The 15,390-nt window shown below is 57.3% G+C and carries 16 protein-coding genes; 3 read left to right on the top strand and 13 right to left on the bottom strand.

The window, feature by feature from the left end; all coding sequences use genetic code 11:
- Nucleotides 1-85: 85 nt before the first annotated feature.
- Both cysG and D5067_RS01775 read left to right on the top strand, forming a co-directional pair.
- Nucleotides 86-1,459, top strand: coding sequence for a siroheme synthase CysG (gene cysG / locus D5067_RS01780; RefSeq protein ID WP_119937617.1), 1,374 nt, complete (start codon nt 86-88; stop codon nt 1,457-1,459).
- A gap of 143 nt (nt 1,460-1,602) precedes the next feature.
- Entirely contained in the window at nt 1,603-1,773 is a 171-nt protein-coding gene (locus D5067_RS01775; protein WP_008503029.1) for a YhfL family protein, read from the top strand.
- Between the two features lie 142 nt (nt 1,774-1,915).
- On the opposite strand, the gene trpS is transcribed toward D5067_RS01775, so the two are convergent.
- The 12 genes from trpS to D5067_RS01715 form a co-directional block, all read right to left on the bottom strand.
- Nucleotides 1,916-2,920, bottom strand: coding sequence for a tryptophan--tRNA ligase (gene trpS, locus D5067_RS01770; protein ID WP_119937616.1), 1,005 nt, complete (start codon nt 2,918-2,920; stop codon nt 1,916-1,918).
- Entirely contained in the window at nt 2,913-3,674 is a 762-nt protein-coding gene (gph, locus tag D5067_RS01765; RefSeq protein ID WP_119937615.1) for a phosphoglycolate phosphatase, read from the bottom strand. The genes trpS and gph overlap by 8 nt, the downstream gene beginning before the upstream one ends.
- Complete coding sequence (gene rpe / locus D5067_RS01760; protein ID WP_119937614.1) at nt 3,667-4,344, bottom strand: ribulose-phosphate 3-epimerase; 678 nt, start codon at nt 4,342-4,344, stop codon at nt 3,667-3,669. Before rpe ends, gph begins: the two co-directional genes overlap by 8 nt.
- A 41-nt stretch (nt 4,345-4,385) precedes the next feature.
- Nucleotides 4,386-5,198 carry an adenine-specific DNA-methyltransferase gene (gene dam, locus D5067_RS01755; RefSeq protein WP_119937613.1) on the bottom strand — a complete coding sequence of 271 codons (813 nt, stop codon included), beginning with the start codon at nt 5,196-5,198 and terminating at the stop codon, nt 4,386-4,388.
- A 67-nt stretch (nt 5,199-5,265) separates the two neighbouring features.
- Nucleotides 5,266-6,552, bottom strand: a complete 1,287-nt coding sequence (gene damX, locus D5067_RS01750; RefSeq protein WP_119937612.1) for a cell division protein DamX — start codon at nt 6,550-6,552, stop codon at nt 5,266-5,268.
- 92 nt (nt 6,553-6,644) lie between these two features.
- Nucleotides 6,645-7,733, bottom strand: coding sequence for a 3-dehydroquinate synthase (gene aroB, locus D5067_RS01745; protein ID WP_119937611.1), 1,089 nt, complete (start codon nt 7,731-7,733; stop codon nt 6,645-6,647).
- A 57-nt stretch (nt 7,734-7,790) separates the two neighbouring features.
- On the bottom strand, nt 7,791-8,312 hold the full coding sequence (aroK, locus tag D5067_RS01740; protein ID WP_010436374.1) for a shikimate kinase AroK: 522 nt from the start codon (nt 8,310-8,312) through the stop codon (nt 7,791-7,793).
- Nucleotides 8,313-8,599: 287 nt separating this feature from the next.
- Nucleotides 8,600-9,838, bottom strand: a complete 1,239-nt coding sequence (hofQ, locus tag D5067_RS01735) for a DNA uptake porin HofQ (RefSeq protein WP_119937610.1) — start codon at nt 9,836-9,838, stop codon at nt 8,600-8,602.
- On the bottom strand, nt 9,750-10,100 hold the full coding sequence (locus D5067_RS01730) for a HofP DNA utilization family protein (RefSeq protein WP_374208570.1): 351 nt from the start codon (nt 10,098-10,100) through the stop codon (nt 9,750-9,752). The genes hofQ and D5067_RS01730 overlap by 89 nt, the downstream gene beginning before the upstream one ends.
- 40 nt (nt 10,101-10,140) lie before the next feature.
- On the bottom strand, nt 10,141-10,602 hold the full coding sequence (locus D5067_RS01725) for a HofO family protein (protein ID WP_162844788.1): 462 nt from the start codon (nt 10,600-10,602) through the stop codon (nt 10,141-10,143).
- Between the two features lie 3 nt (nt 10,603-10,605).
- A complete protein-coding gene (locus D5067_RS01720; RefSeq protein ID WP_119937608.1) occupies nt 10,606-11,100 on the bottom strand; it encodes a PilN domain-containing protein in 495 nt (164 codons plus the stop codon).
- Entirely contained in the window at nt 11,097-11,873 is a 777-nt protein-coding gene (locus D5067_RS01715; protein WP_119937607.1) for a type IV pilus biogenesis protein PilM, read from the bottom strand. The genes D5067_RS01720 and D5067_RS01715 overlap by 4 nt, the downstream gene beginning before the upstream one ends.
- A 120-nt stretch (nt 11,874-11,993) precedes the next feature.
- Between D5067_RS01715 and mrcA the strand changes: the two genes are divergently transcribed.
- On the top strand, nt 11,994-14,546 hold the full coding sequence (mrcA, locus tag D5067_RS01710) for a peptidoglycan glycosyltransferase/peptidoglycan DD-transpeptidase MrcA (RefSeq protein ID WP_119937606.1): 2,553 nt from the start codon (nt 11,994-11,996) through the stop codon (nt 14,544-14,546).
- An 88-nt stretch (nt 14,547-14,634) separates the two neighbouring features.
- Here the strand turns inward: mrcA and nudE are convergent, their stop codons facing one another.
- Nucleotides 14,635-15,195: an ADP compounds hydrolase NudE gene (gene nudE, locus D5067_RS01705; protein WP_008503041.1), complete on the bottom strand. Its 561-nt coding sequence runs from the start codon at nt 15,193-15,195 to the stop codon at nt 14,635-14,637.
- Between the last annotated feature and the right edge of the window lie 195 nt (nt 15,196-15,390).

Here is a 15,390-nt window from a genome sequence, read left to right as displayed (position 1 = left end):
AGGAAAAATCGTATGTTCTGTACGATCCCTGCTGTTATCCTGACCTCAATTCTTACCCCCTCCATGAATGCTGCGAGGTAACGTCGTGGATCACCTGCCGATTTTTTGTCAATTACGCAACCGCGACTGCCTGCTCGTGGGCGGCGGCGACGTGGCTGAACGCAAAGCGCGCCTGCTGCTGGAAGCGGGCGCCCGACTCACCGTCAACGCCCTCGCCTTCGCCCCGCAGTTTGAGGTCTGGGCACAGGAAGGCATGCTTACGCTGGAACAGGGAGAGTTTAATGAATCCCTGCTGGATACCTGCTGGCTAACGATTGCCGCCACGGATAGCGATGCCGTGAACCAGCGCGTCAGCGACGCCTGCGAAGCACGCCGTATCTTCTGTAACGTGGTGGATGCGCCAAAAGAGGCCAGCTTTATCATGCCGTCGATTATCGACCGTTCGCCGCTGATGATCGCGGTATCGTCCGGCGGCCGCTCGCCGGTTCTCGCCCGCCTGCTGCGGGAAAAGCTGGAGGCCGTTTTGCCCCAGCATCTGGGTCAGATCGCGCAGTACGCCGGGCAGCTCCGCTCCCGCGTGAAGCAAAGCTTCTCAACCGTCGGCGAGCGTCGCCGCTTCTGGGAAAAATTTTTCGTGAACGACAGGCTGGCGCAGTCGCTGGCAAATCAGGACAAAAAAGCGGTTGAAGCGACGACCGAACAGCTGTTCACCGAACCGCTGGATCACCGCGGTGAAGTGGTGCTGGTGGGCGCAGGTCCCGGCGATGCGGGCTTGCTGACGCTGAAAGGGCTGCAGCAGATCCAGCAGGCCGATATCGTGGTTTACGATCGCCTGGTGTCCGATGACATCATGAATCTGGTGCGCCGCGACGCTGACCGCGTATTCGTGGGCAAGCGTGCGGGCTACCACTGTGTACCGCAGGAGGAGATCAACCAGATCCTGCTGCGTGAAGCGCAAAAGGGCAAACGCGTGGTGCGTCTTAAGGGCGGCGATCCGTTTATCTTTGGACGCGGCGGTGAGGAGCTGGAAACGCTGTGCGACGCGGGCATTCCTTTTTCCGTGGTGCCGGGCATTACGGCGGCCTCTGGCTGCTCAGCCTACTCCGGTATTCCGCTGACCCATCGCGATTATGCCCAGAGCGTGCGTCTGGTGACGGGCCACCTGAAAACCGGCAGCGAGCTGGACTGGGATAACCTGGCCGCTGAAAAGCAGACGCTGGTGTTCTACATGGGTCTGAACCAGGCCGCGACTATTCAGGCGAAACTGCTGGAACACGGCATGGAGGCAGATATGCCGGTCGCGCTGGTGGAAAACGGCACCGCCATTACGCAGCGCGTGGTGGATGGCGTGCTGACGCAGCTCGGTGAGCTGACACAGCAGGTTGAAAGCCCGGCGCTGATTGTGGTGGGGCGCGTGGTTGAGCTGCGCGACAAGCTGAACTGGTTCTCTAACCACTAACGCATACTCTCACTTCTTCGAGTAGTCCTTAAGCGGACTACTCCCTTCTTACCGCTACCGATAACATACCGCCCCGAAGTGGAACTTTTCCCTTTATTCCCTTGAGTTACATCCAATTTTCGTTTTTAAGACAAGGAATGCGTATGTTCAAACTGGCAAAAGCCGCCGTTCTGGTCGGCCTGTTATCCACTCTGACGGCCTGCACCGGTCACGTACAGAACACTAAAAATAACTGCAGCTACGATTACCTGCTGCACCCGGCGATCTCCATTTCGAAGATCATTGGCGGTTGCGGCCCGGCGGCGCAGCAGTAAGCATTTTTCAGGCGTAAAAAAACCGGGATTTCCCGGTTTTTTAGTTTTGGTGGTGCGGCCTGATGCCCTCACCCTGGCCCTCTCCCACAGGGAGAGGGAATAAACCCTAAAAACGGTAACGTGGTTACCGTTTTGCTTTTACCTAAGGTTTCGCAACAAACCCAATCGCTTCGTACACCGCTTTCAGGGTCTCGGACGCGCGCGCGCTCGCTTTTTCCGCGCCGTCTTTCATGACCTTCTGCAGGAAGGCTTCGTCGTTGCGATAGCGGTTGTAGCGCTCCTGCAGCTCGGTCAGCATGCCGGAAACGGCATCTGCGACTTCGCCTTTCAGGTGGCCGTACATCTTGCCCTCGAAGTGTTTTTCCAGCTCAGGAATGCTCTGGCCTGTTACGCCGGAGAGGATATCCAGCAGGTTAGACACGCCCGCTTTGTTCTGCACGTCGTAGCGCACGACCGGCGGCTCTTCGGAGTCGGTCACTGCACGCTTGAGCTTTTTCACCACCGATTTCGGATCTTCCAGCAGGCCAATAACGTTGTTGCGGTTATCGTCTGACTTGGACATCTTCTTAGTCGGCTCCAGCAGCGACATTACGCGCGCGCCGGATTTTGGAATGAACGGCTCTGGCACTTTAAACACATCACCGTAAATCGCGTTGAAGCGCTGGGCGATATCGCGGCTCAGCTCAAGGTGCTGCTTCTGGTCTTCACCCACTGGAACCTGGTTGGTCTGATACAGCAGGATATCGGCGGCCATCAGCACCGGATAGTCAAACAGGCCAGCGTTGATGTTTTCAGAGTAGCGCGCGGATTTATCCTTGAACTGGGTCATGCGGCTCAGCTCACCGAAATAGGTGTAGCAGTTCAGCGCCCAGCCCAGCTGCGCGTGCTCCGGCACGTGAGACTGAACGAAGATGGTGCTTTTCTCTGGATCGATACCGCACGCCAGGTACAGCGCCAGCGTATCAAGGGTGGCTTTGCGCAGCTTCTCAGGATCCTGACGCGCGGTGATAGCATGGAGATCCACGATACAGTAAATGCAGTGGTAGTCGTCCTGCATGCTGACCCACTGACGTAACGCACCCATGTAGTTACCAATGGTCAATTCACCTGAAGGCTGTGCGCCACTAAAAACGATGGGCTTAGTCATTTTTCAATTCCTGATGTTCACTGTGCGAAAGCCCGAGTGCGGGCAATAAATCTTTGAAGCGATCGAACACAACGTCCGGCTCGCTCAGCGTGATGGCCTCACCGTAGTTGTAGCCATAGGTTAATCCCACGGAAGGGCAGCCAGCCGCTCTGGCAGCCAGAATATCATTGCGGGAATCCCCGACAAAGAGCAGCTCCGCAGGCGTTAAGGATAATTTTCCCGCCACCAGCAGCAGCGGCTCCGGGTGCGGCTTTTTGTTCTGCACGTCGTCGCCGCCCACAATCACGGAGAAATACTTCGCGATACCCAGCGCTTCCAGAAGCGGTGCGACAAACGGCGTCGGCTTGTTCGTCACCAGCCCCAGCGGGAAGCCTTTCGCATGTAGCGCGTTCAGCGTTTCCGCAACGTCCGGGAACAGGAAGCTGCCCTCTTCAACGCTCTCTTCATAGTAACGATCGAAAAGTTTGCGCAGCACACGCAGCTGCTCGTCCTGAGGAATATCGGCGTGATCGACGCTCGGTTTCCCCTGTGCGGAACGCTGCGATGCGCGCTCCTGGCGCGCCCAGGTCAGCGCGCGCTCCATCAGCACGTCGGCGCCGTTGCCGATCCACGTAATAACGCGCTCTTCACCCGCAACGGGGAGTTCCAGCGCATACAGCGCCTGGTCGACGGCGCTGCTTAAGCCCGGCGCGCTGTCGACCAGCGTGCCGTCGAGGTCAAATGCGATACCCCGGGTTGCCTGCAATTTATTCATGACTTACCTTTGCCAGTTCGCTGCGCATTTCATCAATAACTTTTTTGTAGTCCGGCTGGTCGAAGATGGCAGAGCCTGCAACAAACATATCCGCGCCCGCTGCGGCAATTTCACCGATGTTATTCACCTTCACACCGCCATCCACTTCCAGACGAATGTCGTAGCCAGATTCATTAATACGGCGACGCACTTCACGCAGCTTATCAAGCGTCTGAGGGATAAATGACTGCCCGCCAAAGCCCGGGTTAACGGACATCAGCAAAATGACATCGAGCTTATCCATCACGTAGTCAAGATAGCTCAGCGGCGTGGCCGGGTTAAAGACCAGACCAGCCTTGCAGCCGTTCTCTTTGATCAGCTGCAGCGTGCGGTCAACGTGTTCGGAGGCTTCCGGATGGAAAGTGATGATGCTGGCGCCCGCCGCCGCGAAATCAGGCACGATGCGGTCAACGGGTTTTACCATCAGGTGCACGTCAATCGGTGCGGTAATGCCGTAACTGCGCAGCGCCTTGAGCACCATCGGGCCGATGGTCAGATTGGGAACGTAGTGGTTGTCCATAACGTCGAAATGGACGACATCCGCACCCGCGGCAAGCGCGTTGGCGGTGTCTTCACCCAGGCGGGCAAAGTCGGCCGACAGAATTGAGGGAGCAATCAAAAACTGTTTCATCCGCATCTCCTTGAAATGTATTTACCGGCGGGCAAAACGGCTCAGGGGCGATAAAGAGCCAGGAGTTCGTCCACCTTTTTACGTGTGCCGCCGTTGCTGCTAATGCTACGCCGCACCTTGACCTGAAAATGCTTCGCGGCTTTGTACCATTCGCGCGTATCAGGGGTATCGTGATTCGAAATTAACACCGGAATTCTTTTGCTGACCAGCTTTTCCGCCATCTCCGCCAGACGCGCCTGCTCGGCAGGGCTGAAGCTGTTGGTGTGATAAGCCGTAAAATTCGCCGTCGCAGAGAGCGGGGCGTAAGGCGGATCGCAATAGACCACCGAGTTTACGTCGGCCTGTTCCATGCATGCTTCATACGAGAGGCAGTGGAACTCTGCATTCTGTGCTTTTTCCGCAAAGTGGTACAACTCGGTCTGCGGAAAATAGGGGCGCTTATAGCGTCCAAACGGCACGTTGAATTCACCACGCAGATTATACCGGCACAGGCCGTTGTAGCCATGACGGTTCAGGTAGAGGAACAACAGCGCGCGACGGAAGGGATCCTGGCTCTGATTAAACTCAGCGCGGAATTGATAGTAAAGGTCCGGGTGGTTGTTCTCTGGGGTAAACAGCTTACGCGCCTCATCGACGTACTCATCGGTACGCATTTTTACGATGTTATACAGGCTGATAAGGTCGCTGTTGATATCCGCCAGGATATAACGAGAAAAATCGGTGTTCAGGAACACCGATCCAGCACCCACAAACGGCTCGATAAGACACTCGCCTTTCGGCAGGTGCTTTTTAATATCGTCGAGCAGGGGGTATTTCCCCCCCGCCCATTTCAGAAAAGCGCGATTTTTTTTCATGCTGACTAACTGATTACACCTTCTCCGGCTGTGGAGAAAGCTCCGACAGCATCCTGCGCTTTAAACATTACTTCAGATCGGCCTGCACCTGATGAATCGGCTTCGCCCATGGGTTCTTCGCCTGAACATCGGCTGGCAGTGTCGCTACAGCGCGTTTCGCTTCATCTTTAGAGGCATAAACACCGCTCACCAGCACGTACCACGGTTGCCCGTTGCGGGTCGTCTGATAAACCACGTAGTTTTTCAGGTTCGATTTCTTCGCCCAACCGTTGAGGTTGTCATAGTTAGACGAACTGCTCAACTGCAGCGTGTAGTTGCTGGATGGCGCAGATTTCAGAGAACCGACATTGCCCGCGGTTTTACCTGACGCAGCGCTGGACGCGGAAGCGGTTGCCGCCGGTGCTGCTGTCGCTGCAGGTGCCGTCGTGGTCGCTGTCGCTTTCGGTGCCGCTGTTGGTGCTGGCGCTTTTACCGGCTCGCTGACGGCAGGTTTAGTTTGTGCTGGCGCTTTCACTTCTGGCGCTTTTGCAACAGCCTGCGGTTTTGCTTCGCGTTTCGGCTCAATCACAGCCTGTTTGCGCTCAGGGCGCGGCGCAGTCTGAGTCTGGCGTGGTTTCGTTTCCGTTGCGGCGGTTTGAGGTTGTGCATTACCACCACGGATCGGCGCAACGGTTGCAGGCTCGGTTGGCAGCGTAGAGTTAACCACGACGTTGTTTACCTGATCCTGATTTTGAGGTTGCGTCAGTGCATTATTCAGATCGCCCTGTACTTCAACACGCTGCTGGCCGTCTGGCGTCACAGGCGCTTGTCCCTGAGTCGGAGTTGAAGAGACAGGAGGCAGAGAAACGTCCTGCGGGGTCGTTGTATTACCCGCCGTCTGCTCTGCGGATGTTGTGCCCGGCGCAGGCTGCGCACCGTTTGCCTGATCGGCAGCATCGTTACCAGACAGGTTGATGCTCTTCTCGGCAGGTGCAGTCTGCTCGGTCGAATTCGTTGATGGTGCTTTTAGCGCGGAACCGATGCCCACAATCAGCAGCACGAGAACCAAAACGCCCAGCCCCATCATGACGTACTGGCGGGAGGCCGGCTTCGCCGCTGCCGCTTTTTTACGTTTACGCGGGCGACGCTCTACAGGCTCTTCGTCCATTGAATCTTCTTCGGACTCATAATCCTCTTCTTCTCGCTCATCACGCGCGTTACGGCTGCGCGAAGGGCGACGATCGTCTGCATCCAGATCAACATCGTCAAAGTTGATCTGCGGCTCGTTATCACGTTCTGAAGATTGACGAGAACGACCAGTACGACGATCGCTGGGATCGGGTTTCAGCTCGTCTTCTGGTTTGAATTCATCCATTTAACACCCCACTCAAAGGCTTATGCCAACGACTTTGCATTTCACCTGAAGCTAAACGACCACCGGTTAAAGTGGCCTGACCTTTCTAGTTGTTACGCCTGCTGACAATCAGCGATAGCGCCAAGAACGACATCGTGCGGCACTCCGCCGCGCACTTCACTCTTCCCTATAGCAAGTGGGAGTACCAGACGCATCTCACCTGCCAAAACTTTTTTATCGCGCATCATGTGGGGTAGATACGCCTGCGCAGACATTTCATGCGGACCCGTCACCGGTAAACCGGCGCGTTCAAGCAGCGCAATAATGCGTGCCGTCTGTTCCGGCTTGAACTGGCCCAGACGCTCAGACGTGCGCGCAGCCATGACCATACCGGCCGCAACCGCTTCACCATGAAGCCAGTTGCCGTAGCCCATTTCGGCTTCAATCGCGTGGCCAAACGTATGCCCCAGATTCAGTAAAGCACGTAAGCCGGTTTCACGCTCGTCCGCGGCAACGACTTCTGCCTTCAACTCACAGCAACGGCGAATGCAGTATGCCAGTGCCGGGCCGTCGAGGCGCAGCAGGGCATCCATATTCTCTTCCAGCCAGGTAAAGAACTCACCGTCAAGAATAATGCCGTATTTGATCACTTCTGCCAGGCCAGACGCCAGTTCGCGCGCGGGCAGCGTTTTCAGACAGTCGAGATCCACCACCACCGATGCCGGCTGGTAGAACGCGCCAATCATGTTTTTACCCAGCGGATGGTTAACTGCCGTTTTACCGCCAACGGAAGAGTCGACCTGTGACAGCAAGGTGGTGGGAATTTGAATAAAGCGCACGCCACGTTGGTAGCTGGCAGCTGCAAAGCCCGTAAGATCGCCCACAACACCGCCGCCGAGGGCGAGCAGTGTCGTATCGCGACCATGCGGTTTTTGCAGGAGTGCGGTAAAGACGGTATCGAGCACCGTCAGGCTTTTGTACTGCTCGCCATCGGGCAGAATCACACTGTCGACTTTCACGCCCGCCTGCTCAAGCTGCTTGCGTACGTGGTCGAGATAAAGCGGAGCCAGCGTCTCGTTGGTGACCAGCATCGCCTGATCACCCGCTTTCAGTGGTAAGAAGGAAGCTGGGTCGTTAAACAAACCAGCCGCGATGGTGATAGGGTAACTACGTTCCCCGAGAGTAACTGTAATCCTCTCCATGACGCGACATCCACCTTAAATGCTTTTACCCGCAGGCGAGTGTATATAAAGCCAGAATCAGTTGCTTTCCAGCATATGAATAATCTGGTTTGCAACCACTTTAGCGCTCTGGTCGTCAGTACGAATGGTCACATCAGCAATCTCTTCGTACAGAGGATTGCGTTCACCGGCCAGGGCTTCCAGGACTTCACGTGGCGGCGTTTCAACCTGCAGCAGTGGGCGCTTTTTATCGCGCTGCGTACGTGCCAGCTGTTTTTCGATGGTCGTCTCAAGATACACGACTACGCCACGGGCGGAGAGACGGTTACGGGTTTCGCGAGATTTCACAGAGCCGCCGCCTGTTGCCAGCACAATGCCCTGTTTTTCCGTGAGTTCGTTGATCACTTTTTCTTCTCGGTCACGGAAACCTTCTTCGCCTTCTACATCGAAGACCCAGCCCACATCAGCTCCGGTTCGTTTCTCAATCTCTTGATCAGAATCGTAAAATTCCATATTGAGTTGTTGAGCTAACTGACGCCCAATAGTGCTTTTGCCGGCACCCATAGGCCCAACCAGAAAGATATTGCGTTTCTCTGCCATTTTTTCGGTACTACTAAGACTATTCGTTAATGGTAATCCCCGCTTCGCAGACACCCAGCGTAGCAGGACATGAACTGAAACCTCATATGCAATAGAGCGAGAGTCAGACTAAAAATTATCTCAATACTACGGCTTGTTTGGCAACTGATTAAATCACCGTGACAGGCGCATAAGACAACAAGAGCGTAAGTCCAACTCGAATCGGTACTCCTTGTATGCTAATTCATGCCCCACGTCAAACATCTGCAACAAACTGAATGCAAAATCATTGCGGGGATCGTTTCCCATTAATGGATACCTACCAGTCTTGGTGTGATAAACACCACCAGCTCCCGTCGTTCATTGTCTTTGCCGTCATGACGAAACAGTTGCCCAAGCCAGGGGATCTTTCCAAGCCCGGGCACGCTATCACTCCCGGTTTTATTCTTTTGCGAAAAAATGCCGCCCAACGCCAGCGTTTCCCCGCTTTTGACCTCCACCTGCGTTTCGATCTCTTGCTTATCAATCGCCAGCGTCTCACCATCCGCCTGCTGCAGCACCTGCCCTGGCATATTTTCGCTGATATGCAGTTTCAGGCGAACGCGCCCTCCCGGCAATACAACCGGCGTAACCTCCATCCCTAGCACCGCCTCCTTAAACTCGACGGACGTCGCGCCGCTTTCGCCGCTGGAGACCTGATACGGTATTTCGCTCCCCTGCTTGATGCTGGCCGGCTGCATATGCGAGGCCAACAAACGCGGGCTGGCGATGATATCAACCTGCTGCTTTTGCTCCAGAGCCGACAACTCCAGGTCCAACAGCCTGCCGTTGATGCGTCCGATGTTAAACCCGACGTGGGTGGTGGCGCTGGCGACCGACAAATCCGCACCGAGGGTCGTGACGTGCCCAACCTTGCCTGCCTCCGTGGCCTCCGCAAGATTCCATTTCACCCCCAGCTCGCGCAGGCTTTTTTCGTTAATGGTCACGATATGCGCCGAAAGCTCCACCTGATCGACGGGGAGATCCATCTGTTCCGCCCAGCGCTGGAGAGACGCCACCACGGTCTGGTTATCGCGCACCAGCAGACGGTTAGTGCGCTTGTCGACGGATAAACTTCCCTTTGGGCTCAGGAGTTTCTCTGCGGCTTTTTGCACCTCACCGGCGTCTGCCCAGGTAAACGGAATAGTGTGTGAGACCAGCGGTGCCTCAAGCAGCCGCCTGGCCTGCTCCTGCTCCCTACGCGCCTGCTGCTCGCGCTGCCAAGCCGCCGTGTGCACATAAAAAATTCCGCCCTCTTCACGCAGGACAAGCCCGGCGCTGGTCACTACCGTCTGAAGCGCCTGGCGCCACGGCACCCGCGTCAAATTCAGCGAAAGCGAGCCCGCCACGTCTGGCGACACAACCAGATTTCGGCTCTCCTGCGCCACCAGCGCCTGAAGCACCTGCACAATCGGGACATCATCCACCACGAGGGTAACCGGCCTGGGCCCGGCGGCTAACAGCGGCTGGCTCAGTACCGTCAGCAACAGCAGTATCCTTATTTTCACGCGCTTTCGTTCCTTCTCGTTGCCATGTCCATCGTGTCGGCTCGCACATGTCGCCGACATCAACGGTCAGTTCTTGTTTATCCATTGCGCTTACCCTCCAGCCGGGCGATAAGCGTTCATTTTTTTTCACCCGGTGCCAGCGCTTTTGTGCATCCAGCAAAAATCCGGTATCCGCGCTGCCGCTGGCCATCCCCTGATAGCGCCACTGCGCGAGCTGCCCGACCGAGCAGCTATCCTCCGGCGGCTGGAAGGGATCGCGCATGCCTGTCAGAAAGAGCAGCGAACACAGAATCAAGCAAAGCTCAGTGCGCACGATCGGTCTCCAGCTGCAGGTTCAGGCGTAGCTGCCCCTCCCCCGGCACAAGGGTAAAAGCCCTGACCTTGACCGCTTGCGTCGCCAGACGAGAAAACAGCGCCGGAATTTCTGACCACGGGGCGCTCAACGCCAATTCCCCGCCGTTCTGCTGCGGCTTCCAGTGCACAAGCCTCGTGCCTTTCCCCTGATAATCCAGAGGGGAAAAGGGCTGAATGTCCTGCGTCACGCGCGTCTCGGATACCAGCGGATGTCGTCTGGCCTGCGGCCACAGCGCGACATTGGACCGGGCGGCGCGCAGAGATAGCGCGCCAAGCTCGGCACACTGCCGCCAGGCTGGGCGAACCGTTAGCGCCCAGACGGCCAGCCCGATAACCCCCGCTGCGGTGCACCAGCAGACCAGCCGCACGGAAGGACGGCTTGCCAGCCAGCGTTGTACGAAGTACTCCACGGCCTACCCCCGGCGATTAAGCTGAAAAGTGAATACCCAGCGCCCCTGGCTATCCTGCTGCAGCGCACCGGCGTGACCAGGGCTAAAACCTGCGACCTGCTTCAGCGCCTCCGTCATGGCGGCAAGCGCCGGGAGAGCGGCGGCATATCCCGTTACCTCAAGTGAGGAAGATTGATAACGTAAGCCTGAAAGCCAGGCCCGGGAGGGCATCGCATCAGCGAGTGATTCCAGCGCTGGCTGCCAGTTCACAGCCGGCGGTTCAGGCGTGGCCTCAGCCGTTTCCGTGGCCGGGCGCTGGCGCGTTTTCAGCGCCTGTTGAACCGCGGTTATTGCCGCCAGTTCGGATTGAAGCGCACGTGCTTTCAGAGCGTAGATCGTCCGCACGCCCCAGCCTGCAGCCAGCATCATCAGCAGGCTGGCTGCAGATAGCGCAAGCCAGAATCGCAGGCAGCGCGCCCGGCGCTGCTGTCGCCACGGTAATAAGTTCGCCATGCTCATTCAGCCGCCTCGCTCATGGCTAACGCCAGCGCGACGGTAAAATCAGCGCCGCTCTCGGGTAAAGGCGGCTGGCAGCACGTCACCGCTTCCCAGGGATCGCGAGCCGCATCAAAGTGCGCGATGTCTGCAGGAGAGAGCGCGAGCAGCGCGGCCAGTTCCGTGACGTCAGCCGCGTCGGTGGTGAAGCGGCGCCCCCACTGGTGGCGCATCGCCCACAGCCACTGGTTCTCGTCCCGCCAGGTAACGCACTGCAAAGGTGCCACCGAAGCGAGCAGATTGCGCAGCGCCCCTGCATCCGGCGTGATAGCCGCTAGCCGCAAACGGAGGGTTTTCGCCAGTGATAACAGCGCGTCGACTTCCCTGCTTTGCGCCGCTGTGACGTGAAAGGTGTTGCTGAACGTATCCTCGGCATAGTCAAAGCACAGCACGTCGGCGGACATCTCCAGCTCTCGCGAAAGAGTGGCACCCACCCAGGAGACCTGCTCGCTGTCGCGAAGGGTGATTGACGGGCGGGGTAGCGACCGTTGCAGCGTGCGCGCCGCGGGAAATGAGAGGTATATCCGATGGTGATGGGGCAGCGCGCGCCGCCAGTCCCGTAGTGCATCAACCAGCTGTTCTGGCTTACTAATTTTCCCCTCGCGGATGATGCCCTCCGACAGAGGGACGGCCCACCAGCGCCGTAAACGCCACCCTGCCTTCTCGCGGGTCAGTGCAACGATATGCACCTTATCTTGTTGAATATGAACGCCCGTTTGCCACGTTTTGAAAGCCATACTTCACGATCTCCTTATCGCCCGTCAGGTCGACGGCTATATCAATGAATCAGGCTTGCCTTTATACTACCGCGCGATTGTTTAGAAACTGCCCAAGTGAAACCAAATGGGAAATCTCCGGTGAAGTTCGTAAAGTATTTATTGATCCTTGCAGTCTGTTGCATTCTGCTGGGAGCAGGCTCGATTTATGGTTTGTACAAATATATTGAGCCGCAGCTGCCTGATGTCGCCACGCTTCGTGATGTGCGGCTCCAGATCCCAATGCAGGTCTATAGCGCCGATGGCGAACTCATGGCGCAATATGGCGAAAAACGCCGTATCCCGCTGACCTTAAACCAAATTCCACCCGTGATGGTGAAAGCCTTTATCGCCACCGAGGACAGCCGTTTTTACGAGCACCACGGGGTCGATCCGGTCGGTATTTTCCGTGCAGCCAGCGTGGCGCTGTTCTCCGGCCATGCGTCACAGGGGGCGAGTACCATTACGCAGCAGCTCGCGCGTAACTTCTTCCTGAGCCCGGAAAAGACGCTGATGCGTAAGATCAAAGAGGTGTTCCTCGCGATCCGCATCGAGCAGCTGCTGAGCAAAGACGAGATCCTTGAGCTTTACCTCAACAAGATCTATCTCGGCTATCGCGCCTATGGCGTGGGTGCTGCCGCACAGGTTTATTTCGGTAAACCGGTTGAGCAGCTCACCCTGAGTGAAATGGCCACCATTGCTGGCCTGCCGAAAGCGCCGTCGACCTTTAACCCGCTCTACTCTCTGGACCGTGCAACGTCGCGTCGTAACGTCGTGCTGTCCCGTATGCTGAGCGAAGGCTACATCAGCCAGGCCGAGTACGACCAGGCGCGTAACATGGCCATTGATGCCAACTACCATGCGCCAGAAATCGCCTTCTCCTCGCCATATCTTACCGAGATGGTTCGCCAGGAGATGGTGAGCCGCTACGGCGAGAAGGCCTATGAAGATGGCTATCGTGTCTACACCACCGTGACCCGCCCCGTACAACAGGCGGCACAGCAGGCGGTCCGCAACAACGTGATGGATTACGACATGCGCCACGGCTACCGCGGCCCGTCGAACGTGCTGTGGAAAGTGGGCGAAAGCGCGTGGGACAGCAAGAAAATCACGGATTCCCTAAAATCCCTGCCAACCTATGGCCCACTGTTGCCGGCGGTTGTCACACAAGCCGATCCGCAGGAAGCGGTCGCCATGATGGCTGACGGGACGTCCGTCTCGCTGCGCATGGACGGGATCCGCTGGGCGCGCCCGTATCGCTCTGACACCCTGCAAGGCCCGACGCCGCGTAAAGTGACCGACGCGGTGCAGACGGGCCAGCAAATCTGGGTTCGCCAGGTGGGCGATACCTGGTGGCTGGCACAGGTGCCGGACGTCAACTCTGCGCTGGTTTCCATCAACCCGCAAAACGGTGCGGTGATGGCGCTGGTCGGCGGGTTTGATTTCAACCAGAGCAAATTTAACCGCGCCACCCAGGCGCTGCGTCAGGTCGGCTCTAACATTAAGCCCTTCCTCTACACCGCGGCGATGGACAAGGGGCTGACGCTTGCCAGCATCCTCAACGACGTGCCGATTTCCCGCTGGGATGCCGGTGCCGGCTCCGACTGGCAGCCGAAGAACTCCCCTGCACAGTATGCCGGCCCAATCCGTCTTCGTCAGGGTCTGGGACAGTCGAAAAACGTGGTGATGGTTCGCGCGATGCGCGCGATGGGCGTCGACTACGCGGCAGAGTATCTGCAGCGCTTCGGCTTCCCGGCGCAAAATATCGTCCATACCGAATCACTGGCGCTGGGCTCCGCCTCGTTCACGCCGCTTCAGGTCGCGCGCGGATACGCGGTGATGGCCAACGGCGGGTTCCTGGTCGATCCTTATTTCATCAGTAAGATCGAGAACGACCAGGGCGGCGTGCTGTTCGAAGCGAAGCCGAAAATTGCCTGCCCTGAGTGCGATATTCCGGTGATATACGGCGATACGCAGAAGTCTGACGTGCTTGAAAACAAGGACATGGAGGACGTCGCGCGCTCTCAGGAGCAGCAGAACGTCGCCGTACCGCAGCCACAGCTCGAGCAGGCTAACCAGGCGCTGGTCGCACAGACCGGCGCGCAGGAGTACGCTCCGCACGTGATCAACACCCCGCTGTCGTTCCTGATTAAAAGCGCGCTGAATACCAATATCTTCGGCGAGCCGGGCTGGCAGGGTACGGGCTGGCGTGCGGGTCGTGATTTGCAGCGCCGCGACATCGGCGGCAAAACGGGGACCACCAACAGCTCGAAAGATGCGTGGTTCTCCGGTTATGGCCCGGGCGTCGTGACTTCCGTCTGGATCGGCTTTGACGATCACCGCCGGGATTTAGGCCGCACCACCGCTTCCGGCGCGATTAAAGATCAGATTTCCGGCTACGAGGGCGGCGCGAAGAGTGCACAACCGGCCTGGGATGCGTACATGAAATCCGTGCTGGAAGGCGTGCCGGAGCAGCCGCTGACGCCTCCGCCTGGCGTGGTGACGGTCAACATTGACCGCAGCACAGGACAGCTCGCCAGTGGCGGTAACAGCCGCGAAGAGTATTTCATTGAAGGCACGCAGCCCACCACGCAGGCGGTGCATGAAGTGGGTACGGAGCTGATTGATAACGGCGAGACGCACGAGCTGTTCTGACAGCTAAGCAAAACGGCAACCTCTGGTTGCCGTTTTTGTGTGTGCTCCCTCTCCCGTGGGAGAGGGTTGGGGTGAGGGCATCAGGCCACTAGAGCCGCCCCTGCCCCTTCAACCACTCGCGCACCAGGAACAGGGCGCTCACGTTGCGCGCTTCGTTGAAGTCCGGGTCTTCCAGTAAATCCATCAGGTGCGCCAGCGGCCAGCGAACCTGCGGCAGCGGCTCCGGCTCGTCGCCTTCCAGCGATTCAGGATAAAGATCTTCGGCCACCACGATATTCATTTTGCTGGAAAAGTAGGACGGCGCCATACTCAGCTTTTTCAGGAACGACAGTTCGTTCGCGCCAAAACCTACCTCTTCTTTTAGCTCGCGGTTCGCGGCTTCAAACACGGTCTCGCCTGGGTCAATAAGCCCCTTCGAAAACCCAAGCTCATAAGATTCTGTTCCCACTGCATATTCGCGGATCAGGATCAGATGGTCGTCGACAATAGGAACAATCATCACCGCTTCGCGCGAAGAGGGGCGCATACGTTCATAAACGCGACGCACACCGTTGCTGAACTCCAGGTCCACGCTTTCAACATTAAACAGCCGCGATTTGGCAACCGTTTCAACATTCAGAATGGTGGGTTTTTGTAGTGGTTTGCTCATCTTGATGGGTCTTTGCTGGGTGAACTGGCTTTATTGTGCGATATGCCGCACGGTTTGGGCAATGTCAATTGTTCTTTATTTACATTTGTGCAACGTAACAGGAATCAATCCCTATTTCAAAACAAATGTCAAGAGGTTGAAATGTTTCCAGGAATTTGCTGATATCGCGCCATGGCAGGCTTTGCTATCATCATC

The sequence above is a fragment of the Enterobacter huaxiensis genome (genome assembly GCF_003594935.2).
In the GTDB taxonomy this organism is placed as follows: Bacteria; Pseudomonadota; Gammaproteobacteria; order Enterobacterales; family Enterobacteriaceae; genus Enterobacter; species Enterobacter huaxiensis.
Note: the sequence above shows the minus strand (reverse complement) of the source record. Positions and strands in the feature narration are given on the sequence as shown.